Below are 21850 nucleotides of genomic sequence, written 5' to 3' on the forward strand. Positions count from 1 at the left end.
CAAAATTATAATGCGGATTGATCATAGCCTTCAACTGTAGTCGCAGTGCTTCTACCTTTTACACGGCCTGTTTTCATCAATCCATCATAATGACGCATTAACAAATGACTTTCAATTTGCTGAATCGTATCCAATACAACACCTACTAAGATCAATAGGGATGTACCACCATAGAAATGTGCAAATTGATTGTTTACTCCAAATAATGTTGCAATTGCTGGCAAGATCGCAATGATCGCCACAAATACAGCACCAGGGAAGGTAATATGTGATATTACGTTGTCGATAAACAAGTTGGTCTCATAACCTGGCTTGATGCCCGGAATAAAACCACCGTTCTTCTTCATGTCCTCAGACATCTGCTGCGGGTTGACCATAATCGCCGTATAGAAGAAGGTAAATGCAATGATCAACAAGGCAAATACCACGTTATACGTAACGGATGTATAGTTACTCAACGAGTTTAAGAAATCTGACTGGACGTTCGGGAAGAACTGGGTCAACGACATCGGTAAAAACATAATCGCCTGAGCGAAAATGATTGGCATTACACCCGCCGCATTTACCTTTAAAGGAATGTATTGACGCACACCACCAATCTGTTTGTTACCCACGATTTTCTTCGCGTATTGTACAGGGATCTTACGAACACCTTGTACAACCAAGATCGTGAAGATCACGACGAAAAACAGCGCGACAAACTCCAATAACAATGGAATAGGACCACCACCACTCGGGCTCATTCTGGATGCCCATTCTGCAGTAATACCTGCAGGAAGCTGAGCAATAATACCAGCCATAATGATTAATGAAATACCATTACCAATTCCTTTATCGGTAATCTTTTCACCTAGCCACATCACAAACAATGTACCCGCTGTCAAAACAACTGCTGATAGAATGGAGAACATTGGATCCGCAATAGTCTTAGCTTCTGGTCCGATTTGAGTCTTCACATAGGCTACGGCTTGAACCAACGTAATCGCTACGGTAAGGTAACGAGTGATGTTGTTCATTTTCTTACGGCCAGATTCACCTTCTTTCTGCATCTTTTGAAAAGCAGGAACAGCAATCCCCAATAGCTGAACTACGATAGATGCCGAGATATAAGGCATAACACCAAGAGCAAAGATCGCCGCACGGGAGAATGATCCCCCAGCAAACATATTGATCAAGTTCATGATGTCATTACCACCTTCTCTGTTTACTACCAACGCTTCCGGATTGACACCTGGTAAAACCACGTGACAACCAACGCGGTATATTAAAAGAAATAGTAACGTATTAAGAATACGATTACGTAATTCTTCTATCTTCCATATATTGGTTAAGGTTGTGATTAGTTTCTTCATGTATTATTACAATTTAACGATAGAACCACCTGCTGCTTCGATAGCTTTTTGAGCTGAAGCTGAAAATGCATGGGCCTTTACTTCTACTTTTGCGGTGAACTCGCCACGACCTAAGATTTTAATTAAGTCATTTTTTGAAACTAATCCGTGCTCTTTCAAAGTATCGAAATCTACAGTAGTTAAGCTGTATTTCTCAACGATAGCTTGCAAAACATCTAAGTTAACACCTACATATTCTACACGGTTGATGTTCTTAAAACCAAATTTAGGTACACGACGTTGAAGAGGCATTTGACCACCTTCGAAACCGATTTTCGTAGAGTTACCTGAACGAGATCCTGCTCCTTTGTGACCACGAGTTGAAGTACCACCACGGCCAGATCCTTGTCCACGACCAATACGTTTTTTAGTTTTAATTGAACCAGCTGCTGGTTTTAGATTACTTAAGTTCATTTTTAATCAAATTGTGCTACGCCTTCGCTCTCACTAAACAGGCCTTAGCATTCCATAAATTTATTAACAAAGAATGGAAAGGAAGTGAGTATCCTTTCCATCTATTCTTATTAAATGGATTCTACAGCTACTAGGTGGTTCACTTTACGAACCATTCCAATGATTGCTGCTGTAGCTTCAACTTCTACCGAATGGTTGATTTTCTTCAAACCTAATGCTTCGATAGTTTTCTTTTGGCGCTCGCTTCTGTCGATAACGCTCTTTATCTGGGTGATTTTAATTTTTGCCATGATATTAACCGTTAAATACTTTGTTTAAATCGACACCACGTGTTTGCGCTACTGTATAAGCGTCACGCATGTTAGCTAATGCATCGATAGTTGCTTTTACCACGTTGTGTGGGTTTGAAGAACCTAATGATTTTGCTAATACGTCTGTAATGCCTGCAGACTCCAATACCGCACGCATCGCACCACCTGCCAATACTCCGGTACCACTTACAGCTGGTTTGATCAAAACTGAACCACCTGAATATTTACCGTATTGCTCATGAGGTACTGTACCTTTGATAATAGGAACCTTTACTAAGTTTTTCTTTGCATCATCGATACCTTTAGTGATAGCTTCAGTAACCTCTTTAGCTTTTCCTAATCCGTATCCTACGATACCGTTCTCATCTCCAACTACAACAATAGCTGAGAAACTGAAGGTACGACCACCTTTGGTCACCTTGGCTACGCGCTGGATGCTTACTAAGCGATCTTTTAATTCGATTTCGCTTGATTTTACTCTTTTAATATTGCTTAATGCCATTTTTCTTCTTTAATTAAAAGTCTAAACCGCCTTCGCGAGCACCTTCAGCCAATGATTTGATACGGCCATGGTATAAGTACCCATTACGGTCAAAAACTACTTTGCTAATTCCTGCTGCAACCGCTTTCTCAGCAACCAATTTACCTACTTCTTTCGATTGATCTACTTTGTTACCTGATCCAGCAAACTCTTTTGACAAAGTTGATGCTGAAGCGATAGTTTTACCCGTAGTATCGTCGATGATCTGTGCGTAGATGCCTTTGTTACTTCTAAAAACCGTCAAACGAGGACGTTCAGTTGATCCAGCCAGGTGTTTTCTAATTCCTTTTTTGATTCGCTCTCTGCGAGTTGATTTAATTCCTGCCATGGTTATTATTTTTTAGCTGATTTACCTGCTTTTCTTCTTAATACTTCACCTGCAAACTTGATACCTTTACCTTTGTATGGCTCTGGCTTACGGAAGCTACGGATTTTCGCCGCTACTTGACCGATCAATTGCTTGTCGATAGATTCCAAAGTGATAGTTGGGTTCTTACCCTTATCAGCAGTTGTTGTTACTTTAATTTCCTGTGGCAATACGAATACAATCTGGTGAGAGAAACCTAAAGTTAACTCTAGCGTATTACCTGTGTTTGCTGCACGGTAACCAACACCAACTAGTTCTTGGGTAGTTTTGTATCCCTCGGTTACACCTACAACCATATTGCTCAATAGGGCGCGGTATAAGCCATGTAATGCTTTGTGCTTTTTTTGTTCTGTTGAACGTGACACAACGATATTACCATCTTCTTGTTTAACGGTAATGTCGCGGTCTACTTGTTGTGTTAATTCACCTTTAGGGCCTTTAACAGTTACCAGATTCTTATCTGATACTGTAACCGTTACACCCGAAGGTATAGCGATAGGCGCTTTTCCAATTCTTGACATTCTGTGCTTTTTCCTAGATTAATAAATGTAACATAAAACCTCTCCACCAACGTTTTGTACGGCAGCTTCTTTGTCTGACATTACTCCTTTCGAAGTAGACAAAATCGCAATTCCTAAACCGTTTAATACACGAGGGATGCTGTCAACACTTGCATACTTTCTTAAACCAGGTTTACTCACACGTGTCAAAGTGCGAATAGCCGGTACTTTGCTAATTGGATGGTATTTCAAGGCAATCTTGATTGAACCTTGAGGACCTTCTTCAATAAATTTGTAATTAGCAATGTAACCTTTGTCGAAAAGAACTTTTGTGATTTCTTTTTTAAGGTTCGATGCAGGAATTTCAACAACCCTGTGGTTGGCCTTGATGGCATTCCTTACTCGGGTAAGGTAATCCGCTATTGGATCTGTATTCATTTTGTATAAAAATTGTGATAATGGTTTCCATGACTAACCGAAGCCACAGACCTTTTATCGGTTAAAATATTGCAATGCAAAAAAAACCCGATAAACCACAGTTCGTGGTTTATCCGGGCAAAAGTAATTATATTTTTTTGATTACCAAGAAGCTTTTTTCACTCCTGGGATTTTTCCGTCTAGGGCCATCTCACGGAATGTTACACGTGAGATACCGAATTGACGCATATATCCTTTAGGACGTCCAGTTAATTTACAACGGTTGTGCAATCTTACTGGGGATGCATTCTTTGGTAATTTATCTAAAGCTGCATAATCACCTGCTGCTTTCAAAGCTGCACGTTTCTCTGCAAATTTTGCTACTAATTTCTGACGCTTTACTTCGCGTGCTTTTAATCCTTCTTTAGCCATTGTTATTCGTGTTTTGGTTTTTGAATGGTAAACCGAATTGTTTCAATAATTCTAAAGCTTCGATATCGTTCTTAGCTGAAGTTACGAAAGTGATGTCCATACCTTGGATCTTGTTGATCTTGTCAATGTTGATCTCAGGGAAGATGATCTGCTCAGTAATACCCAAATTGTAGTTACCATGTCCGTCAAATCCTTTATCGTTGATTCCACGGAAGTCACGAATACGTGGTAAAGAAACCGCGATTAAACGATCTAAGAATTCGTACATATTGTTGTCACGTAAGGTTACGCGAGCACCAATAGGCATACCTTTACGCAATTTGAAGTTCGAGATATCTTTTTTAGATTTCGTAGGAACTGCTTGCTGACCAGTGATCGTAGTCAACTCCGTGATAGAGTTGTCGATCAATTTCTTGTCTGCAGTAGCGGCACCGATACCTTGTGATACTACGATTTTCTCCAGTTTAGGAACTTGCATAACGCTCTTATACTGGAATTTTTCCTTAAGCGCTGTACGGATTTCTTCCGCATATTTCGCTTTTAATCTTGGTACGTAAGTCATTATTTAATTTCCTCCCCTGATTTTTTTGCGTAACGAACTATTTTGCCATCTGCATTAACTTTACGTCCAACACGGGTAGGGTTACCAGTCTTAGGATCGATTAAAGCTAAGTTAGAGATGTTGATTGCAGCTTCTTTCTCGATGATACCACCGTTCGGGTTAGCTGCGCTAGGTTTAGTGTGTTTCTTCACAATGTTAGCGCCTTCAACAACTGCTCTGTTGGTTTCAATAATAACTTGTAATACTTTACCTTGAACACCTTTAGAGTTACCAGCGATAACTTTCACTAAATCTCCTCTTTTGATCTTGATCTTGTGAGTAGGTTTGTTTGTTTTCTGTGCCATAATTATAAAACCTCCGGTGCTAATGATACAATTTTCATGAACTGTTTCTCACGCAATTCTCTGGCAACTGGGCCGAAGATACGTGTTCCACGAGGTTCATCGTTATTATTTAACAATACTGCAGCGTTGTCATCGAAGCGAATGTAAGAACCATCTTTACGACGGATCTCTTTTTTCGTACGAACTACAACTGCTTTTGAAACTGATCCTTTTTTCACGTTTCCTGAAGGTAGTGCGCTCTTTACGGTAACAACAATTTTATCACCGATAGATGCATAACGCTTGCGCGTACCGCCTAACACACGGATTACTAAAACTTCTTTAGCTCCGCTGTTGTCAGCTACATTTAGTCTTGATTCCTGTTGTACCATTATTTAGCCCTTTCTAAAATTTCTACTAATCTCCAGTTCTTAGTTTTACTCAGCGGACGTGTTTCCATAATTAATACCGTATCGCCGATACCGCAGGTATTTTGTTCGTCATGAGCTTTAAATTTAGTAGTTTTCTTAACGAATTTACCGTAAATAGGGTGTTTCACTTTACGTTCAACCGCTACTACGATAGATTTGTCCATCTTGTTGCTAACTACTAAGCCGATTCTTGTTTTTCTTAAATTTCTTTCCATTTCGACTTAAATTTTATGCCTCAGCGGCTGTTTCAGATTTTGCTGCATTATTACGCTTTGAAATCTCAGTAGCGAGACGAGCGATAGTTTTGCGAGCTGCTTTGATCACGTTTGGATTCTCAATAGCAGAAACAGCATGTGCAAATTTCAATTTGTTTAAGGCAGCTTTCTCTTCAGCAAGACGAGCTGTTAAATCCTCAGTTGATAATTCTACGATTTCTGAATTTTTCATTTTTCAATTTGTTGTGCCGGGTTATCTCGAGTGTTAAAGCGGCCTTACTGGTAACGGCAGTAAGGCTAGACTCTTGACATTACCGACGATTATTATGCTTCAACGTAATCTCTACGTATCACAAATTTCGTTTGAACCGGTAATTTTTGTGCAGCTAAGCGTAATGCTTCTTTAGCGATTTCCAATGGAACGCCTTCTGCTTCAAATAACATACGGCCTGGGCGCACTACGGCTACCCAATATTCTGGAGCACCCTTACCTTTACCCATACGTACCTCTGCAGGTTTCTTGGTAACCGGTTTGTCAGGGAAAATGCGGATCCAAACTTGTCCTTCACGCTTCATATAACGAGTTACCGCAATACGAGCAGCCTCAATCTGACGGCTTGTGATCCATGCTGATTCCATTGATTTGATACCGAAAGATCCGAAAGCTAATTCCGCTCCACGAGTGGCATTACCTTTCATGCGCCCTTTCTGCATCTTTCTGAACTTCGTTCTTTTTGGCTGTAACATGTTCGTATTTTTTTAAATCTGTTGAACAGATAATCTAAATCTTGTTATTAATTAATCTCTTTTACCTCCACGGTTGTCACGGTTGTTATCACGACGTCCGCCACGGTTTCCACCGCGACCACCACGGTTGTCACGACGGTTGTTGTTTTCACCACCTTCGTTGCCACCACGTGATTTCACGCCTGATGCCTGACCAATGTTTGGAGATAAATCTCTCTTGCCGTAAACTTCACCTTTACAGATCCAAACTTTTACGCCAATCTTACCGTAAGTAGTCAATGCTTCTGCTAAAGCATAGTCGATATCAGCACGCAATGTGTGTAGAGGAGTTCTTCCTTCTTTGTACTGCTCGGTACGTGCCATCTCAGCACCACCTAAACGACCTGAACACATTACTTTGATACCTTCTGCTCCCATGCGCATTGTAGATGCAATCGCAGTTTTCATTGCACGACGGAATGAAATACGTGCCTCTAATTGCTTAGCAATGCCTTCTGCAACTAGTTTTGCGTCTAATTCTGGGCGTTTGATCTCAAAAATGTTGATCTGAACATCTTTCTTAGTTAATTTCTTTAACTCTTCTTTGATCTTATCAACTTCTTGACCACCTTTACCAATTACGATTCCTGGACGTGCAGTATGGATCGTTACAGTGATACGTTTCAACGTTCTCTCAATAACAACTTTTGCTACACCGCCTTTTGCGATACGTACAGAAAGATATTTTCTTATTTTTTCGTCCTCAACCAACTTATCAGAATAGTTGTTGCCTCCGAACCAATTAGAATCCCATCCTTTGATGATTCCTAATCTGCTACCTATTGGATTTGCTTTTTGTCCCATTCTTAATATTATTAGTTGTTAACGTTATTAATACTGTCTACTACCAAAGTTACATGGTTTGAACGCTTGCGAATTCTATAGCCACGACCTTGTGGTGCTGGACGTAATCTCTTCAATTGACGACCGCCACCTACAGATACTTCCTTAACAAACAATCCACCGTCTTCTACAGAAGAACCTTCGTTGTGTGCTTCCCAGTTTTTGATCGCTGATAATAATAATTTCTCAACGCGGATTGAAGCTTCTTTACCTGAATGTTTAAGGATGTAAAGTGCGTTCTCTACTTTCTGTCCACGGATAAGATCCACTACTAGACGCATCTTACGAGGTGAAGTAGGGCAATTCAATAACTTGGCAGTAGAAGCTCCTCCTACTTGAGCTTTTGCCTGCTCCTTGCGCTGCTTAATTAAAACAGACTTTTTGAGTTTTTTTGTTGCTTCCATTACCTATTATTTTTTCTTTTCTGCGTGGCCTCTGAAAGTACGCGTAGGCGCAAATTCACCAAGCTTGTGACCAACCATATTTTCTGTTACATAAACCGGAATGAATTTATTCCCGTTGTGCACTGCGAAGGTATGACCAACAAAATCAGGTGAAATCATTGATCTACGAGACCAAGTTTTGATTACTGATTTCTTGTTTGTTTCATTCATAGAAAGAACTTTTCTTTCTAAGTTGTGATCGATATAAGGACCTTTTTTAATTGAACGAGCCATTATTTTTTCCTTCTCTCAATGATGTAACGATTCGATGTTTTCTTCTTGTAGCGTGTTTTGTAGCCTTTAGCTAATACACCTGTGCGTGAGCGTGGGTGACCTCCTGATGAACGTCCTTCACCACCTCCCATAGGGTGATCAACCGGGTTCATCGCAACACCACGAACTCTAGGACGACGACCTAACCAACGTTTACGACCTGCTTTACCCAATACTTGGTTTGCTTTCTCTGCGTTCGATACCGAACCGATCGTAGCAACACATGTCAATAAAATCATACGAGTCTCGCCTGAAGGCAATTTGATAATAGCATACTTACCATCACGTGCAGACAATTGTGCATATGTACCTGCTGAACGTGCAATGGAACCACCTTGTCCTGGATTCAATTCGATGTTGTGGATGATCGAACCCAATGGGATGTTTGCCAATGGCATAGTATTACCTACTTCTGGGGCTACTGATTCGCCTGCGATCACTGTTTGACCTACTGTTAATCCAGCTGGTGCAATGATGTAACGTTTCTCACCATCTGCGTAGTGCAATAATGCAATACGTGCAGTACGATTTGGATCGTACTCAATGGTAGCAACTTTTGCAGGGATATCTTTTTTATCGCGTTTGAAATCTATTAATCGGTATGATTTTTTGTGTCCCCCACCGATGTAACGCATAGTCATTTTACCGGAGTTATTACGACCACCTGATTTCTTGATGCTAACTACTAATGATTTCTCAGGAACGTTAGTTGTAACGTCTGAATAATCAGCACCTACTCTGAAGCGAGTACCAGGGGTAACCGGTTTGAATCTTTTAACTGCCATTTCTTATTATAGTGTACTGTAAAAGTCAATAGTTTCACCATCTTTAACTGTAATGATGGCCTTTTTATATTTAGGGCTTCTTCCTGAAACAAATCCTGCTTTCGTGTAACGGCTTTTTGCCTTACCCGCAACAACTGCTGTGTTTACTGCTAATACAGTTACACCAAACATTTGCTCTACTGCAGCTTTGATTTGAATCTTGTTTGCTCTATGATCTACTTTGAAAGCGTAACGGTTTAATTTTTCCGTTAACAATGAAGCTTTCTCAGTTAAAATAGGTTTTTTGATAATTTCCATATTATTTAGCGAATGCTTCCTCCAAAGTTTTAACAGAATCTGCAGTTAACAATAATTTCGTAGCGTTCAATACATCGTATGTATTCAAATCTGATGCTACGATAACTTTTGCTTTCTTCAAGTTTCTGCTTGATAAATAAACATTGTTATTGTATGCTGGCAATACCAATAAAGTTTTCTCGTCAGCAAGGTTTAATGCATTTACTAAAGCAACGTAGTTCTTAGTTTTGATTGAATCGAAGTTCACTTCATCCAATACCACAACATTGTTCTCTTGTGCTTTGTAAGATAATGCAGATTTACGTGCTAATTGCTTTAATTTTTTGTTCAATTTGAAGCTATAGTCACGAGGTTGAGGACCGAATACACGACCACCACCATTAAACAATGGAGATTTGATAGAACCCGCACGAGCACCACCTGTTCCTTTTTGTTTGTGTAATTTACGAGTAGAACCCGCGATTTCATTACGTTGTTTTGATTTGTGTGTACCTTGGCGTTGGTTCGCTAAGTATTGTTTCACATCCAAATAGATCGCATGGTCGCTAGGCTTTACACCGAATACCGATTCAGGAAGTTGCACCTTGGCACCTGTTTCTTTTCCTGATAAATTTAATACTTTAACTTCCATCTCTACTATTTGTCTACGATTACATATGAACCCTTAGCTCCTGGTACGGAACCACTAACAACAATTAGGTTTTGTTCAGCGTAAACTTTCAAAATCTGTAAGTTTTGAACTTTTACTCTCTCGCCACCTGTACGACCCGCCATACGCATTCCTTTGAATACTCTTGAAGGCCAAGATGAAGCTCCCAATGAACCTGGTGCACGTAGTCTGTTGTGCTGACCGTGAGTCGCACCACCTACACCACCAAAGCCATGACGCTTCATTACACCTTGAAATCCTTTACCTTTAGAAGTACCAACTACATCTACGTACTCGCCTTCTTCAAATAAAGTAACATCAACGATGTCTCCTAGTTGCTTCTCATCTGTGAAAGTTTTGAATTCAACTAGTTTACGCTTAGGACTAACTCCTGCCTTTGCAAAATGTCCTTTTAGAGGGGCTGTCGTGTTCTTTTCTTTAGCTTCATCAAAGCCAAGTTGAACTGCCGAATAACCATCCTTCTCTTCCGTACGTATCTGCGTAACCACGCACGGCCCAGCCTCGATTACTGTACAAGGGATATTCTTCCCTTCAGCATTGAACAGGCTGGTCATTCCTACTTTTTTACCAATAATTCCTGACATGTTATAAATTAATTAATTAAACGTCCATCGAAGCAGTAGGGCTTCGCTCAAGACACAATTCCCCATTTAGGGACTGCAAAAGTACAAACAATTTTATAACTATCAAACAGTTAGTCAATTATTTTTAAAAAAAATAGCCCCGGTTTTTTTCCGGGGCTCCAAAATATTCTCTTTTCTATATTTTGATGGCTGGCTCGCCATCTAATAGTCGTTGATACCTGACTAAAGCCTCGACATAATAATAGTCGGCATAAGTCAATGGCACATCCACCTCCGAATCCAAGGGCAATGCCCCTACGCTATGCTCCAATAAGTAGCCCCCATTGGTCCCTTTCTTCGCAAAATAAGCGCTTGAAGATAAACTATTAAGCATGCCTTCGGCCTTTCTCAGATATTCTGTAGACTCTTTGCCTTTGGTATATTGAGATAGCTCGATCAGTGCAGAGGCAATGATAGCGGCCGCCGAAGCATCCCGCAGGCTTCTTCTGGAATAGGTCTTATCGCCAGTCGGGATCTTATCCTTATCAAAGTCCCAATATGGAACCAGGTCTTCCGGTAGGTTTGGACTCTTCAATATATAGTTGGCAATCTTCTTTGCCTGATTCAAATAAGCCTTATCCTTGGTTTCCCTGTACATCATGGTATATCCGTACAAGCCCCAAGCCTGTCCCCTAGCCCAAGCCGATTCATCGGCCGCACCTTGTGCAGTCTGCTTGGCAAGCACAGCGCCAGATTGCGGATCATAATCGATCACATGGTAAGAACTATTATCTTTACGGAAATGGTTCTTTAAGGTTGTGTTCGCATGGGTGATCGCGATATCTGAATATTTCTTGTTGCCGGTAGTCTTTGCCATCTGCATCAGGAACTCCAGGTTCATCATATTGTCGATGATCACTGGAAACTTCCATACATTATGGTCCCAAGAACGGATGGTCTTTGTCGTAGGGTTAAAACGGCTGCTCAAGGATTCAGCTCCTGTCTCCAGTATCGGCTGGTATTTCGTGCTGTCGCCGGTCAATCTCAAGGCATTTCCAAAACTACAGAACAGCATAAAGCCCAGGTCATGGGTTCCTTTATTGTACTGTTCTTTTTCTAGGTCCTTCAGCTTATCAAGTCCGGCCTGTTTTAGTTTAGGATCCGAAGTCGCTTCGCCAAGGTACAATAAGGTGCCGGGATAAAATCCGGAACACCACCAAGCAGAATTGGAAAATTCCTGTTTTCCCCCTTCAAAAGTTTTGGGGAATTTATTTTCAGGTACGACGGAAACTAAATTTTGGTATTGCTCAGCGGAAGTCTTAAGCTGATCATCAACAAATTTGGAACTCAGTTTCAGGTCACGCTCCTGCCCGACTGAGACCTGTAAGCTAATCAAACAAATGGCTAAGGTTGAAAAAATGCCTTTCATATTAATGGTTTTAAATAAATTGATATTCTTTAGGAATAACAAAATAGTCATATAAAAACAAAAAATAAACAATTATTTACTACAACGTTTTCATTCAGGATAAAAGCAACAGCATTGGTAAGGATTGATCATTCGATCTTGTTCGGGACACATTCGGAATTTTCGCAAAATGGACCAGACCGTGGGGCTAGCAAATTCGGAGCAAACCGGAAGATTTCCCGAATGTGTCTCGAATGTGTCTCGAATGAGACCCGAACAGATCCAACAAAAAAGGACAATGAAAAATCATTGTCCTTTTACTAAATCTTTAAGCTTTGGATTAGTATTGTCCGGTATTCAGCATCACTAAAGTACAAGCTTCTACGACTTCAATCCCATTCTCCCTAGCTTTGTCTGCTAGCTCAGCATTTTCAGCACCAGGGTTGAAAATAATACGCTTCGGCTTGGTCTTCAAGATATAATCATAGTATTGAGGCTGGTTCTGCGGACCTACATATAAGGTCATCGTATCTATGTCGGTATGAATATCCTCTGCAGGTTCGATCTCTACGCCAGCAACTTTTCCTGTCTTACGTCCAACATTCACGATTGGATGTCCTTTTCTAGCCAATTTATTGGCCACCAAATACGAATATCTTGCCGGATTGGTACTCGCACCTAAAATCAAGGTCTTTTTCATATATTGTTGTTAGGTTATCTTAATTTACTAATTCTCCACTTGAGTTATAAGCATTTTGTCTCAAAATAGGCATTTCTAAGATTTTATACAAATCATCGAGGTGATTCAAACTGCCATTTGCCATATTAGTTAACAAAACTATGGTCACATCGTTTTTCAGGTCACGCACGTAAAGGCTCTTGAATCCATGCCACCAACCCGTATGGTATACGATAGGATTATCGGGTGGGCTAAAGGTACGCCAGCCGTACCCATAGCTGAATAAGCTGCGTTTTGCATCACTTCTAGGCATATACATAGAATCCAGCACGCCTTTATTGACCAAGCGGCCTTCATTGATCGCCCTGTCCAATAAGTACATGTCTTGAACGGTACTGTAAATACCCTTGTCGCCAACTGGCCCATCTAAATAATTGCGGACTACTGAGCGGCGCCATACCTTATCATGTCCCATAACATTGGAAGGGGTCTTCTCGTACACCGCTGTCGAATATACCGCAGTATGTTTCATGCCGGCAGGATCGAAGATGTTTTCCTTCATGTATACGGCAAAGTCTTTTCCAGTTACTTTTTCAATAATGGAAGCTAAGACCATAAAGTTTGAGTTGTTGTAATGGAACCTACCATCTGGGGCACCATAACGGTTGGGATGCTTTTCGATCAGGAGGCTCATTGCATCCTGATTGGACATCGGCTTTTTGCGATCTGGCCATGCTTCTTCAGAAAAGTAAACATAGTTTGGTAACCCAGAACGGTGAGAAAGCAATTGCGAAATGGTAATCCCTGGATACGGGAAATCAGGATAAAAATCGTTGACCGTATTTTCCAATTTCAGCTTTCCTTCCTGCACCAGTTTCATCACGCCCAAAGCTGTGATAGGCTTAGATGCAGAAGCCAACTCGAACTGAGAATTGATGTTCAAACTATCTTTCAAAAGATAATCGGCCCAGCCAAAGGAATTCTGATAAAGAATCTTTCCTTTTTTGGCTACCAATACATTCCCATTAAATGCGGATTTCTTGTGTAGGTTTTGCATAAAAGCATCGATCTGCTTATCTGCTTTCGTGGAATCATAAATCAGTGCAACACTATCTTTTTTGGCCTGATCTATTTTTATCTCTTTTTGTTTTGCTTCTGGCGAAGAACAGGAGAACATCGCAAATGTCCCCAACCCCAATACGAATAATAAATTTTTTATTGACACGCTCCTAATCTGATTCTTTTAATGCTAGTAATCTCTAATGATTATCAAGACAAATTACTATATATTGTGACAAATTACAATTAAAATTAGCTTTCTTTTGATAAAAGTATAGTTACATTAAAGTATTGCCCCATTATCAGTATTAATTCCTGATAATTAGTAAACGGTTCAATTTTTCACATATTGCAATTCGGTAAAAATTAAGGAAAGGAATTTTAGGGATTGGTCTCTGAATGGTTAAGGCTGATAAAACACAAAAGCCAGCAAGATCTGCTGGCTTTTGTGTTATTTATGGACTCTCTGATTACGCTAGTAAACGAATCGGAGCTTCGATAAGTCCTTTTAAAGTTTGAAGGAATTGAGCACCTGTAGCACCATCTACCACGCGGTGGTCACAACCTAATGTCAACTTCATGATGTTTCCAGGAACAACAGCTCCGTTTTTCACAACTGGAACTTGTTGGATAGCACCTACCGAAAGGATAGCGCCATCAGGTGAGTTGATGATCGATGTGAATTCATCGATACCGAACATACCTAGGTTGGAAACGGTGAAAGTTGATCCTTCCCAATCCGAAGGCTGTAGTTTCTTAGCTTTTGCTTTTTGTGCAAAGTCTTTCACTTCAGCAGAGATATGAGAAAGTGATTTACCATCAGCAAAACGAACAACTGGAACCAATAGACCATCTTCAACAGCCATTGCTACACCAATATTTGTATGTTCGTTGTAACGGATCTTATCACCTAACCAAGATGAGTTCACGTTAGGGTGTTGTTTCAAGGCAACTGCAACCGCTTTAACCACGATATCGTTGAATGAAACTTTCACTGGAGCTACTTCATTGATCTGTGCACGAGCAGCCATTGCATTGTCCATATCTACACTGATAGTCAAGTAGAAGTGTGGAGCAGTGAATAGGGACTCAGACAATCTGCGAGCAATCGTCTTACGCATTTGGTTAACAGGTTTCTCAGTGAAACGCTCTTCACCAACAAATTGTGGTAAGCTGATAGTTTTCGCCTCAGACTCAGCAGCTGGTGCAGCGGAAGCCGCAGCAGCAGGAGCTGCAGATGGTTTGAAGTTCTCAACGTCTTTTCTTACGATACGACCGTTTTCTGCAGAACCTTTCACTTGGCTCAAGTCAATACCTTTTTCTTTAGCAATTTTCTTAGCTAAAGGAGAAGCTTTGATTCTTGAATCGCTTGATGAAGAGGATGCAGCAACAGGAGCATCGGATTTGCTTTCTTGAGCAACAGGTTTTTCTTCTTCTTTCTTAGATTCAGATTTAGCACCTGCTGAAGATTTTTGGTTCAACAAAGGCGTTACATCAGTTCCAGCAGGACCTACGATCGCAATGATATCATTAACTTTCGCAGCTTGTCCAGCTTCAAGACCTACATATAACAGGGTACCATCAGCATAAGCAGTAACTTCCATAGTCGCTTTATCAGTTTCTACGTCAGCGATAGCATCGTCTGATTTAATGGTATCCCCTACTTTGAAGTTCCATTGAGCGATAACCCCTTCAGTCATGGTATCACTCAATAAAGGCATGGTAATAACAGTGACACCTAAGTCTTCTGCCGTTACATTGCTTCCTGAATCCGCTGGAGCAGCTTCTTCAGTTTTATCTTCTTTAGTTTCTTTTTTAGATTCTTCTTTTGGCTCTTCTTTCTTCTCAGCAGGTGCAGCATCTCCTTTAATTAGAGATTCGTAGTCTTCACCCTCTTCACCCAATACAGCGATCACAGAATCGATTGGAACTGCATCTCCCTCTTTAGGGCCGATGTACAACAAAGTACCTTCTTGGTATGATTCGAAGTCCATTGTCGCTTTATCAGTTTCAACCTCTGCAATAAGGTCTCCTGAGTTTACTTTATCACCAACTTTTTTGTGCCATTTAGCGATTACACCTTCAGTCATGGTGTCGCTCATTTTTGGCATTCTTACTACTTCAGCCATCGTTTAGGAATGTTCTATATAAGTTAAAGTAATTATCATTAATTAATCCATGACAAAAGGATAGTCCTCTTGTACATAAACATCTTTGTAGATGTCAGAAGCATCTGGATATGGAGACTCTTCAGCGAATTTCACTGATTCGTCCACGATTTTCTTCACTTTTGCTTCTACTTCATCAAACCAAGCTTGATCAGCATATTTATTCTCAACAATAGCATGCTTTACAGCAATAATTGGATCTCTTTCTTTGTATTCTTCCAATTCTTCTTTCGTACGGTATTTCGCTGGGTCAGACATCGAGTGTCCTTTGTAACGGTATGTACGGATTTCTAAGAAAGTTGGGCCTTCACCTGCACGAGCGCGTTGAACGGCTTCGTCCATGGCGTTGTGAACTGCAACCACATCCATTCCATCTACCGGAGCACTAGGCATATCAAAACCAAGACCCATTTTGTAGATATCTTGCATGTTGGTAGTACGTTTTACAGAAGTTCCCATCGCGTAACCGTTGTTTTCACAAACGAAAATCACTGGTAATTTCCATAACATCGCCATATTCAAGGTCTCGTTGAAAGCACCTTGACGTACAGCACCGTCACCCATATAACAGATGTTTACATTGTCTGTTCCTAAATATTTCTCTGCAAAAGCAATACCTGCACCTAAAGGAATCTGACCACCTACGATACCGTGACCTCCCATGAACTTGTGTTCTTTGGAGAAGAAGTGCATCGAGCCGCCTTTACCTTTTGAACAGCCTGTAACTTTACCAAACAATTCAGCCATACAAGCATCTGCAGACACACCCTTTGCCAAAGCATGGGCATGGTCACGATATGCTGTAATCAAAGAATCTTCTGGTTTGATCACTGACATGGTACCCGCAACTACGGCTTCTTGTCCAATGTATAAGTGACAAAATCCACGAATCTTTTGCTGTCCATAAAGCTGTCCGGATTTCTCTTCAAATTTGCGCATGAGCAGCATGGATTCATACCACTCTAGGTAGGTTTCTTTTGTTATAGGTGTTGAACTCATTTCTAAGTATTGAATTTCTTTACTAAACTGACCACAAATTTAATCAATATTAACGAGATTTTTGATAATTTTTAGTTTACATTTCACTGTTTTATACGGATAATGTCAAAATAATACCACAATCCGCAGGTCCCTCAGCAACTACTCCTCGAATATGCAACTGACTAAATCATTGGCAAGAATGGATATATGGGGGTCCATGTAGGCTTCCTAGCTCCCGTGGTTTCTCCGAGCAAAGGACAGGTCACAAAAAAAGCGGCCTCTAAGGACCGCTTCAATTATTTCAATTTTTCTATTAACTCATCAATTGTCAATTTCTCTTGCTCTCCACTTTCCATGTTCTTCAAAGATAATTGACCAGATCCAGCTTCTTCATCACCCACCAAAAGAACGTAAGGTATGCCCTTGGAATCGGCATAACTCATCTGTTTTTTTAGTTTTACGGCTGCCGGATACAATTCTACCGCCACTCCAGCTTCTCTCAACCTGTACATCAAAGGCAGGGTATAAGCTTCCAAGGATTCCTCAAAATTCACGATCAGCAACTTTGTACTCGCCGACCCTGCTTGTGGGAAAAGATTTAATTCTTCCAACACATCATAGATGCGATCTGCTCCGAATGACACCCCTACTCCTGTTAGGTCCTTCAATCCGAACATGCCCGTAAGGTCATCATATCGACCGCCACCGCCAATGCTTCCCATTTGGACCTCATTGGTCTTCACTTCAAAGATACAGCCGGTGTAATAGTTCAAGCCTCTCGCCAAGGTGATATCCACTTCGACGATCTTTTCAAGAAGATCTTCACGACCGAATTTCTTGATGTACTCAAAGACTTCCTCCAATTCAGCGATGCCCTTCATTCCGATTTCCGAATTGGAAAGCACTGATCTCATAGAAGCTATTTTATCTGCATTGGATCCTTGCAATTCGATGATTGGTTTTAGGATAGCTAAATCCTCATCGGTAAATCCACGCTCCAGTAATTCTTTGTTTACTCCTTCCAAACCGATCTTATCAAGTTTGTCAATTGCCACCGTCATATCGACGATCAATTCTGGCTTTCCAACCACTTCGGCAATCCCGGAAAGGATCTTTCTATTGTTTAATTTGATATTGAAATCCTTCAGTCCTAATTTCGCCAAGGCCTCGTTATAGATCAGGATAAATTCCGCTTCATTCAACAATGAGCTTGAACCTACCACATCCACATCACATTGATAAAATTCTCTATAACGTCCTCTTTGCGGACGGTCTGCACGCCAAACCGGTTGGATCTGGAATCGCTTGAACGGAAGTGCAATATCGTTTTGATGCATCACCACATAACGAGCAAACGGGACTGTCAAATCATAGCGCAATGCTTTTTCAGAGATATGTGAGATCAAGCTAATGGAATTTTTGGCTTCCAACAATTCAGCTGGAGTTTTACTCAAGTAATCACCTGAATTCAAGATCTTGAAGATTAATTTGTCGCCTTCATCACCATACTTACCTGTCAAAGTACTTAAATTCTCGAATGAAGGAGTCTGGATCTCGGAATAGCCGTATTTCCTGAAAATAGATTTTAAGGTATTGAAAATATGATTACGCTTATCCATTTCAAGGGGCGAAAAATCACGAGTACCCTTTGCTAAAGATGGTTTAATTGATGCCATAGCCGCAAAGATAGACATTAGACATGAAAAAATGGATGGGAGATTTGAGATTTGAGTATAGAGATATTAACCTTCTCAAGAACTTAGCGATGCTGAAATCATTAAAACCATGGAATCAATAAGAATGTTGGAAATCGATGTCTAATCAGATTTGATACCTCAAATCTAACATCTCATTTCTCAATTCTATTCTTCGAATATCTTTAAATACTCGCAAGCTCGCTCGGCAGCGATCTTTTCGGCGCTCTTTTTATTGAAGTCACGACCAAGGCCACATTCTTCGCCATCCACAACTGCCACTACAGAAAACATTTTATTGGATTCTCCTTCTGGGTTATCGACCTGCATAAAGCTGATCTCTTTGTTGTTGTGCTGGCACCATTCGATCAGGCGGCTTTTGAAGTTTGTTTCGGTTACTTCTAGGGTTTGGATATCAACATGGGGCTTGATGATTCGGGACAGCAAGAATTCCCTCGTAAAGGTATAACCCTTATCCAGGTAGACTGCTCCGACCAACGCCTCAAAGGCATCACCAAGAAGAGAACCTTGCTTATTTGGATAACTGATCATTCGGGCATCGAACTCAATCATCTCATTAAAGCCCAACTTACGGGAAAGTTGGTTCAAGTTTGCCCTCGATACGATCTTGGACCGCATTTCGGTCAAGAAGCCCTCATCCTTGTAGGGATAGAGCTTGAAGAGCAATTCAGCCACCACAGAACCTAACACCGCATCACCAAGGAATTCCAACCTCTCGTTGCTATTCTTTACTCCATCCTTGATCATGACCGCAACAGACTTATGTCTGAAGGCCATTTGATAAAGACGTATATTGCCCGGTACGAACCCAAGCAAGTTCTTTAGCTTTCGAACGTAATTTCGATTTGGTGACAGATATAGATTATAGACCTGTGTGATAGGCATGGTAACTATAAATAACAAATAGGTAGTTGAAAAATGCAACTACCTATTTAAATGTTTAGCATGGTGAAAATGAGTACATTTTAACCATTATACTTTTTCACAATAATTGTTGCATTATGGCCTCCGAAACCGAAGGTATTACTCAAGGCAGCATTTACAACTCTTTTTTGCGCTGTGTTGAACGTGAAGTTCAGTTTGCTGTCAATTTCAGGATCATCTGTGAAGTGATTGATCGTTGGAGGTACAATATCATTCTTAACTGCCAAGATAGAGGCAATAGCTTCTACAGCACCTGCTGCACCTAGAAGGTGACCAGTCATGGATTTTGTAGAACTGATATTCAGATTATAAGCATGCTCACCGAATAGGTCAACAATCGCTTTGGTTTCACTAACATCTCCCACTGGTGTTGAAGTTCCATGGACATTGATGTAATCAATATCCGAGAAATCCATACCAGCATCTTTGATTGCCATTGTCATGGCCAATTTAGCTCCCAATCCTTCCGGGTGAGAAGCAGTGATATGGTATGCATCCGCACTCATTCCACCACCTACAACCTCAGCATAAATTTTCGCTCCACGCGCTAATGCATGCTCTAAGCTTTCCAATATGATAGCTCCAGAACCTTCGCCAGATACAAATCCATCACGATCTTTGTCGAATGGACGAGATGCTGTTTTAGGATCGTCGTTTCTTGTGGAAAGCGCGTGCATGGCATTAAAACCTCCGATACCAGCTTCATTGATTGTAGCTTCGGACCCTCCAGTGATAATAATGTCAGACCTTCCCGAACGGATGTAAGTGAAGGCATCAATCATTGCATTGGTAGCCGAGGCACATGCAGAAACAGATGAGAAGTTTGGACCTTGCAACCCATGGCGCATAGAAATATGACCAGGTGCTAAATCGATAAGCATTTTGGGAATAAAGAAAGGATTGAACCTAGGCGTACCATCGCCTTTGGAGAATTGTGCAACTTCCTCAGTGAAAGTTGTTAAACCGCCAATTCCAGAACCCCAAATTACACCAATCCGCGTCCTGTCTAATTTATCGAAATCTAAACCTGCGTCTTTTACTGCCTCATCGGTAGAAGCAATAGCATATTGCACAAAGGGATCCATCTTACGGGCTTCTTTACGGTCCATATAGACGTGTGGATCAAAACCTTTGACTTCGCAGGCAAACTGTGTTTTGAATTTTGACGCATCGAAGTGCGTGATAGGAGCGGCTCCACTTACACCGTTTACTAATCCATCCCAGTATTCGGAAACGGAATTACCAATAGGTGTAAGTGCGCCTAATCCTGTTACAACTACTCTCTTAAGCTCCATTTATGATGTTTGGCCTAATAAAATTAGTTAGTTAACGTTTTTTTCTAAGTAAGCGATTGCTTGTCCTACAGTACTGATGTTTTCAGCTTGGTCATCAGGAATTGCAACGTTGAATTCTTTCTCGAATTCCATGATCAACTCAACTGTATCAAGTGAGTCTGCACCTAAATCATTCGTGAAAGAAGCCTCTGGTGTCACTTCATTTTCGTCTACACCTAACTTTTCTACGATAATTGCTTTTACTCTTGATGCGATATCTGACATGATTTTCTAGTTTAATTGTTTAATAAATCTGTGCAAAGAAAAAATAAATATTCCCAAAAATCAAATCTTTTTGACTTTTGAAATTAAATAAAGAACAAAGTCATCCTAAATAAAGTTTTTAATACCTTATTAATTAACCTTAATCCAATAATACTAAAACAAATAAAGTTTTACAAACTTAATGCATATTTAATGATATTTTTACTTAACCTTCAAACTTAAATGCAGTAAAAACGTAATTTTGTAAATCATCAAAACAAATTGACTTGAGCAAAATAACCTTTAAACTCGAAACTGACTTTGACCTGGAACTCGATTTTGTCCTCATTGGGATCAGTTCGGTTTTGAGAGATTACAGACTTTGCCACTTTATCAACAAGCACACCGGACTCCAACTAGTCTACGGGAAGGAAGATTACATGGACCATAACGGCCATAACAAGGAAAAACCCAAGGACGAACTGGATTACCACATTCTTTTTGAATCCAAAAAAAACAAACCCGTCGTCAAAAATCACTACAACATCTTCAGATATCATAACCAGACTTTCGAATTTGAATTCTATTTGCTGAGCAACCGCTCGGTAGAAGGTGCTGCGTTGATCCCTGAAATTAGTAGCTTTGATTACTTCCTGATGATCAAACATTTTATCGACGAGGAGGATTTAGATGCTCTTTTAGAAAACATTAAGTCTATTCCGGAAGTTCTTTTAGTAAAAGAAATAGACCCAACAATATTGAAATCTAAAGAAAATCTGATATTTTAGCGGATTATTAAGATAGTGTAACTTAT

General features: G+C 40.4%; 31 protein-coding genes. 1 reads left to right on the forward strand and 30 read right to left on the reverse strand.

Features of this window, described 5'->3' with window-relative positions:
* Nucleotides 1-5: 5 nt before the first annotated feature.
* The 30 genes from secY to ACK2WI_RS05165 all read right to left on the reverse strand — a co-directional run bounded on the left by secY (nucleotide 6) and on the right by ACK2WI_RS05165 (nucleotide 21057).
* Nucleotides 6-1352: a preprotein translocase subunit SecY gene (secY, locus tag ACK2WI_RS05020; RefSeq protein ID WP_093100387.1), complete on the reverse strand. Its 1347-nt coding sequence runs from the start codon at nucleotides 1350-1352 to the stop codon at nucleotides 6-8.
* Between the two features lie 6 nt (nucleotides 1353-1358).
* Nucleotides 1359-1805: a 50S ribosomal protein L15 gene (gene rplO / locus ACK2WI_RS05025; protein ID WP_093100388.1), complete on the reverse strand. Its 447-nt coding sequence runs from the start codon at nucleotides 1803-1805 to the stop codon at nucleotides 1359-1361.
* Between the two features lie 110 nt (nucleotides 1806-1915).
* A complete protein-coding gene (gene rpmD / locus ACK2WI_RS05030) occupies nucleotides 1916-2095 on the reverse strand; it encodes a 50S ribosomal protein L30 (protein ID WP_093100390.1) in 180 nt (59 codons plus the stop codon).
* A gap of 4 nt (nucleotides 2096-2099) precedes the next feature.
* Nucleotides 2100-2618: a 30S ribosomal protein S5 gene (gene rpsE / locus ACK2WI_RS05035; RefSeq protein WP_093100392.1), complete on the reverse strand. Its 519-nt coding sequence runs from the start codon at nucleotides 2616-2618 to the stop codon at nucleotides 2100-2102.
* 13 nt (nucleotides 2619-2631) lie between these two features.
* Nucleotides 2632-2985 (reverse strand): 50S ribosomal protein L18, encoded by a 354-nt coding sequence (rplR, locus tag ACK2WI_RS05040; protein WP_093100394.1) that lies wholly within the window; start codon nucleotides 2983-2985, stop codon nucleotides 2632-2634.
* A 5-nt stretch (nucleotides 2986-2990) separates the two neighbouring features.
* Nucleotides 2991-3545 (reverse strand): 50S ribosomal protein L6, encoded by a 555-nt coding sequence (gene rplF, locus ACK2WI_RS05045; RefSeq protein WP_093100396.1) that lies wholly within the window; start codon nucleotides 3543-3545, stop codon nucleotides 2991-2993.
* Between the two features lie 18 nt (nucleotides 3546-3563).
* Nucleotides 3564-3962, reverse strand: coding sequence for a 30S ribosomal protein S8 (gene rpsH / locus ACK2WI_RS05050; RefSeq protein WP_093100397.1), 399 nt, complete (start codon nucleotides 3960-3962; stop codon nucleotides 3564-3566).
* A 141-nt stretch (nucleotides 3963-4103) separates the two neighbouring features.
* Nucleotides 4104-4373 (reverse strand): 30S ribosomal protein S14, encoded by a 270-nt coding sequence (gene rpsN, locus ACK2WI_RS05055; RefSeq protein WP_093100399.1) that lies wholly within the window; start codon nucleotides 4371-4373, stop codon nucleotides 4104-4106.
* Entirely contained in the window at nucleotides 4366-4935 is a 570-nt protein-coding gene (gene rplE, locus ACK2WI_RS05060; protein WP_093100401.1) for a 50S ribosomal protein L5, read from the reverse strand. The genes rpsN and rplE overlap by 8 nt, the downstream gene beginning before the upstream one ends.
* The gene (rplX, locus tag ACK2WI_RS05065; protein ID WP_093100402.1) at nucleotides 4935-5279 is read right to left on the reverse strand and encodes a 50S ribosomal protein L24; all 345 of its coding nucleotides are present in this window, start codon (nucleotides 5277-5279) and stop codon (nucleotides 4935-4937) included. Before rplX ends, rplE begins: the two co-directional genes overlap by 1 nt.
* Before the next feature lie 2 nt (nucleotides 5280-5281).
* Nucleotides 5282-5650 (reverse strand): 50S ribosomal protein L14, encoded by a 369-nt coding sequence (gene rplN / locus ACK2WI_RS05070; protein WP_002997484.1) that lies wholly within the window; start codon nucleotides 5648-5650, stop codon nucleotides 5282-5284.
* Nucleotides 5650-5904, reverse strand: coding sequence for a 30S ribosomal protein S17 (gene rpsQ / locus ACK2WI_RS05075; protein WP_013665010.1), 255 nt, complete (start codon nucleotides 5902-5904; stop codon nucleotides 5650-5652). The genes rplN and rpsQ overlap by 1 nt, the downstream gene beginning before the upstream one ends.
* A 13-nt stretch (nucleotides 5905-5917) precedes the next feature.
* Nucleotides 5918-6136 (reverse strand): 50S ribosomal protein L29, encoded by a 219-nt coding sequence (gene rpmC, locus ACK2WI_RS05080; protein ID WP_093100404.1) that lies wholly within the window; start codon nucleotides 6134-6136, stop codon nucleotides 5918-5920.
* Nucleotides 6137-6228: 92 nt separating this feature from the next.
* Complete coding sequence (gene rplP / locus ACK2WI_RS05085; protein ID WP_093100405.1) at nucleotides 6229-6651, reverse strand: 50S ribosomal protein L16; 423 nt, start codon at nucleotides 6649-6651, stop codon at nucleotides 6229-6231.
* 51 nt (nucleotides 6652-6702) lie between these two features.
* Complete coding sequence (gene rpsC / locus ACK2WI_RS05090; RefSeq protein WP_093100407.1) at nucleotides 6703-7494, reverse strand: 30S ribosomal protein S3; 792 nt, start codon at nucleotides 7492-7494, stop codon at nucleotides 6703-6705.
* Between the two features lie 11 nt (nucleotides 7495-7505).
* Complete coding sequence (gene rplV / locus ACK2WI_RS05095) at nucleotides 7506-7937, reverse strand: 50S ribosomal protein L22 (RefSeq protein WP_093100409.1); 432 nt, start codon at nucleotides 7935-7937, stop codon at nucleotides 7506-7508.
* A 6-nt stretch (nucleotides 7938-7943) separates the two neighbouring features.
* On the reverse strand, nucleotides 7944-8210 hold the full coding sequence (gene rpsS, locus ACK2WI_RS05100) for a 30S ribosomal protein S19 (RefSeq protein ID WP_002997495.1): 267 nt from the start codon (nucleotides 8208-8210) through the stop codon (nucleotides 7944-7946).
* A complete protein-coding gene (gene rplB / locus ACK2WI_RS05105; protein WP_093100410.1) occupies nucleotides 8210-9034 on the reverse strand; it encodes a 50S ribosomal protein L2 in 825 nt (274 codons plus the stop codon). Before rplB ends, rpsS begins: the two co-directional genes overlap by 1 nt.
* A gap of 6 nt (nucleotides 9035-9040) precedes the next feature.
* Nucleotides 9041-9331: a 50S ribosomal protein L23 gene (gene rplW / locus ACK2WI_RS05110; RefSeq protein WP_093100412.1), complete on the reverse strand. Its 291-nt coding sequence runs from the start codon at nucleotides 9329-9331 to the stop codon at nucleotides 9041-9043.
* Between the two features lies 1 nt (nucleotide 9332).
* Nucleotides 9333-9962 carry a 50S ribosomal protein L4 gene (gene rplD / locus ACK2WI_RS05115; RefSeq protein ID WP_093100413.1) on the reverse strand — a complete coding sequence of 210 codons (630 nt, stop codon included), beginning with the start codon at nucleotides 9960-9962 and terminating at the stop codon, nucleotides 9333-9335.
* Nucleotides 9963-9967: 5 nt separating this feature from the next.
* The gene (gene rplC / locus ACK2WI_RS05120; RefSeq protein WP_093100415.1) at nucleotides 9968-10585 is read right to left on the reverse strand and encodes a 50S ribosomal protein L3; all 618 of its coding nucleotides are present in this window, start codon (nucleotides 10583-10585) and stop codon (nucleotides 9968-9970) included.
* 175 nt (nucleotides 10586-10760) lie between these two features.
* Entirely contained in the window at nucleotides 10761-11993 is a 1233-nt protein-coding gene (locus tag ACK2WI_RS05125) for a glycoside hydrolase family 88 protein (protein ID WP_409149975.1), read from the reverse strand.
* Between the two features lie 319 nt (nucleotides 11994-12312).
* A complete protein-coding gene (locus tag ACK2WI_RS05130; protein ID WP_093100417.1) occupies nucleotides 12313-12672 on the reverse strand; it encodes a CoA-binding protein in 360 nt (119 codons plus the stop codon).
* 19 nt (nucleotides 12673-12691) lie between these two features.
* Nucleotides 12692-13870, reverse strand: coding sequence for a serine hydrolase domain-containing protein (locus ACK2WI_RS05135; protein ID WP_373865685.1), 1179 nt, complete (start codon nucleotides 13868-13870; stop codon nucleotides 12692-12694).
* Nucleotides 13871-14180: 310 nt separating this feature from the next.
* Nucleotides 14181-15839 carry a 2-oxo acid dehydrogenase subunit E2 gene (locus tag ACK2WI_RS05140; RefSeq protein WP_409149976.1) on the reverse strand — a complete coding sequence of 553 codons (1659 nt, stop codon included), beginning with the start codon at nucleotides 15837-15839 and terminating at the stop codon, nucleotides 14181-14183.
* A gap of 42 nt (nucleotides 15840-15881) precedes the next feature.
* Complete coding sequence (pdhA, locus tag ACK2WI_RS05145; RefSeq protein WP_093100421.1) at nucleotides 15882-16877, reverse strand: pyruvate dehydrogenase (acetyl-transferring) E1 component subunit alpha; 996 nt, start codon at nucleotides 16875-16877, stop codon at nucleotides 15882-15884.
* A 278-nt stretch (nucleotides 16878-17155) separates the two neighbouring features.
* Nucleotides 17156-18535 carry a histidine--tRNA ligase gene (gene hisS, locus ACK2WI_RS05150; RefSeq protein ID WP_409149977.1) on the reverse strand — a complete coding sequence of 460 codons (1380 nt, stop codon included), beginning with the start codon at nucleotides 18533-18535 and terminating at the stop codon, nucleotides 17156-17158.
* A 186-nt stretch (nucleotides 18536-18721) separates the two neighbouring features.
* Complete coding sequence (gene rnc, locus ACK2WI_RS05155; RefSeq protein WP_312697326.1) at nucleotides 18722-19459, reverse strand: ribonuclease III; 738 nt, start codon at nucleotides 19457-19459, stop codon at nucleotides 18722-18724.
* Nucleotides 19460-19539: 80 nt separating this feature from the next.
* Nucleotides 19540-20793: a beta-ketoacyl-ACP synthase II gene (gene fabF / locus ACK2WI_RS05160; RefSeq protein ID WP_093100424.1), complete on the reverse strand. Its 1254-nt coding sequence runs from the start codon at nucleotides 20791-20793 to the stop codon at nucleotides 19540-19542.
* Nucleotides 20794-20820: 27 nt separating this feature from the next.
* Nucleotides 20821-21057 carry an acyl carrier protein gene (locus ACK2WI_RS05165; RefSeq protein WP_079643602.1) on the reverse strand — a complete coding sequence of 79 codons (237 nt, stop codon included), beginning with the start codon at nucleotides 21055-21057 and terminating at the stop codon, nucleotides 20821-20823.
* Between the two features lie 266 nt (nucleotides 21058-21323).
* Between ACK2WI_RS05165 and ACK2WI_RS05170 the strand changes: the two genes are divergently transcribed.
* Entirely contained in the window at nucleotides 21324-21824 is a 501-nt protein-coding gene (locus ACK2WI_RS05170; RefSeq protein ID WP_093100426.1) for an IPExxxVDY family protein, read from the forward strand.
* The last annotated feature ends 26 nt before the right edge of the window (nucleotides 21825-21850 follow it).

Source organism: Sphingobacterium sp. BS-2, assembly GCF_046161205.1.
GTDB classification, from domain to species: domain Bacteria; phylum Bacteroidota; class Bacteroidia; order Sphingobacteriales; family Sphingobacteriaceae; genus Sphingobacterium; species Sphingobacterium mizutaii.

Excerpts from the sequence above, each read along its gene's own strand:
- rplB (WP_093100410.1), bottom strand. The coding sequence starts at position 9,034 with ATGGCAGTTAAAAGATTCAAACCGGTTACCCCTGGTACTCGCTTCAGA.
- ACK2WI_RS05130 (WP_093100417.1), bottom strand. The coding sequence starts at position 12,672 with ATGAAAAAGACCTTGATTTTAGGTGCGAGTACCAATCCGGCAAGATAT.
- hisS (WP_409149977.1), bottom strand. The coding sequence starts at position 18,535 with ATGGCATCAATTAAACCATCTTTAGCAAAGGGTACTCGTGATTTTTCG.
- rpsE (WP_093100392.1), bottom strand. The coding sequence starts at position 2,618 with ATGGCATTAAGCAATATTAAAAGAGTAAAATCAAGCGAAATCGAATTA.
- rnc (WP_312697326.1), bottom strand. The coding sequence starts at position 19,459 with ATGCCTATCACACAGGTCTATAATCTATATCTGTCACCAAATCGAAAT.
- ACK2WI_RS05125 (WP_409149975.1), bottom strand. The coding sequence starts at position 11,993 with ATGAAAGGCATTTTTTCAACCTTAGCCATTTGTTTGATTAGCTTACAG.
- rplX (WP_093100402.1), bottom strand. The coding sequence starts at position 5,279 with ATGGCACAGAAAACAAACAAACCTACTCACAAGATCAAGATCAAAAGA.
- rplR (WP_093100394.1), bottom strand. The coding sequence starts at position 2,985 with ATGGCAGGAATTAAATCAACTCGCAGAGAGCGAATCAAAAAAGGAATT.
- rpmC (WP_093100404.1), bottom strand. The coding sequence starts at position 6,136 with ATGAAAAATTCAGAAATCGTAGAATTATCAACTGAGGATTTAACAGCT.
- rpsQ (WP_013665010.1), bottom strand. The coding sequence starts at position 5,904 with ATGGAAAGAAATTTAAGAAAAACAAGAATCGGCTTAGTAGTTAGCAAC.
- rpmD (WP_093100390.1), bottom strand. The coding sequence starts at position 2,095 with ATGGCAAAAATTAAAATCACCCAGATAAAGAGCGTTATCGACAGAAGC.
- fabF (WP_093100424.1), bottom strand. The coding sequence starts at position 20,793 with ATGGAGCTTAAGAGAGTAGTTGTAACAGGATTAGGCGCACTTACACCT.
- ACK2WI_RS05140 (WP_409149976.1), bottom strand. The coding sequence starts at position 15,839 with ATGGCTGAAGTAGTAAGAATGCCAAAAATGAGCGACACCATGACTGAA.
- rplV (WP_093100409.1), bottom strand. The coding sequence starts at position 7,937 with ATGGAAGCAACAAAAAAACTCAAAAAGTCTGTTTTAATTAAGCAGCGC.
- rplF (WP_093100396.1), bottom strand. The coding sequence starts at position 3,545 with ATGTCAAGAATTGGAAAAGCGCCTATCGCTATACCTTCGGGTGTAACG.
- secY (WP_093100387.1), bottom strand. The coding sequence starts at position 1,352 with ATGAAGAAACTAATCACAACCTTAACCAATATATGGAAGATAGAAGAA.
- rpsN (WP_093100399.1), bottom strand. The coding sequence starts at position 4,373 with ATGGCTAAAGAAGGATTAAAAGCACGCGAAGTAAAGCGTCAGAAATTA.
- rplE (WP_093100401.1), bottom strand. The coding sequence starts at position 4,935 with ATGACTTACGTACCAAGATTAAAAGCGAAATATGCGGAAGAAATCCGT.
- ACK2WI_RS05165 (WP_079643602.1), bottom strand. The coding sequence starts at position 21,057 with ATGTCAGATATCGCATCAAGAGTAAAAGCAATTATCGTAGAAAAGTTA.
- rplC (WP_093100415.1), bottom strand. The coding sequence starts at position 10,585 with ATGTCAGGAATTATTGGTAAAAAAGTAGGAATGACCAGCCTGTTCAAT.
- rplP (WP_093100405.1), bottom strand. The coding sequence starts at position 6,651 with ATGTTACAGCCAAAAAGAACGAAGTTCAGAAAGATGCAGAAAGGGCGC.
- rplD (WP_093100413.1), bottom strand. The coding sequence starts at position 9,962 with ATGGAAGTTAAAGTATTAAATTTATCAGGAAAAGAAACAGGTGCCAAG.
- rpsH (WP_093100397.1), bottom strand. The coding sequence starts at position 3,962 with ATGAATACAGATCCAATAGCGGATTACCTTACCCGAGTAAGGAATGCC.
- rpsC (WP_093100407.1), bottom strand. The coding sequence starts at position 7,494 with ATGGGACAAAAAGCAAATCCAATAGGTAGCAGATTAGGAATCATCAAA.
- rplN (WP_002997484.1), bottom strand. The coding sequence starts at position 5,650 with ATGGTACAACAGGAATCAAGACTAAATGTAGCTGACAACAGCGGAGCT.
- rpsS (WP_002997495.1), bottom strand. The coding sequence starts at position 8,210 with ATGGCTCGTTCAATTAAAAAAGGTCCTTATATCGATCACAACTTAGAA.
- pdhA (WP_093100421.1), bottom strand. The coding sequence starts at position 16,877 with ATGAGTTCAACACCTATAACAAAAGAAACCTACCTAGAGTGGTATGAA.
- rplO (WP_093100388.1), bottom strand. The coding sequence starts at position 1,805 with ATGAACTTAAGTAATCTAAAACCAGCAGCTGGTTCAATTAAAACTAAA.
- rplW (WP_093100412.1), bottom strand. The coding sequence starts at position 9,331 with ATGGAAATTATCAAAAAACCTATTTTAACTGAGAAAGCTTCATTGTTA.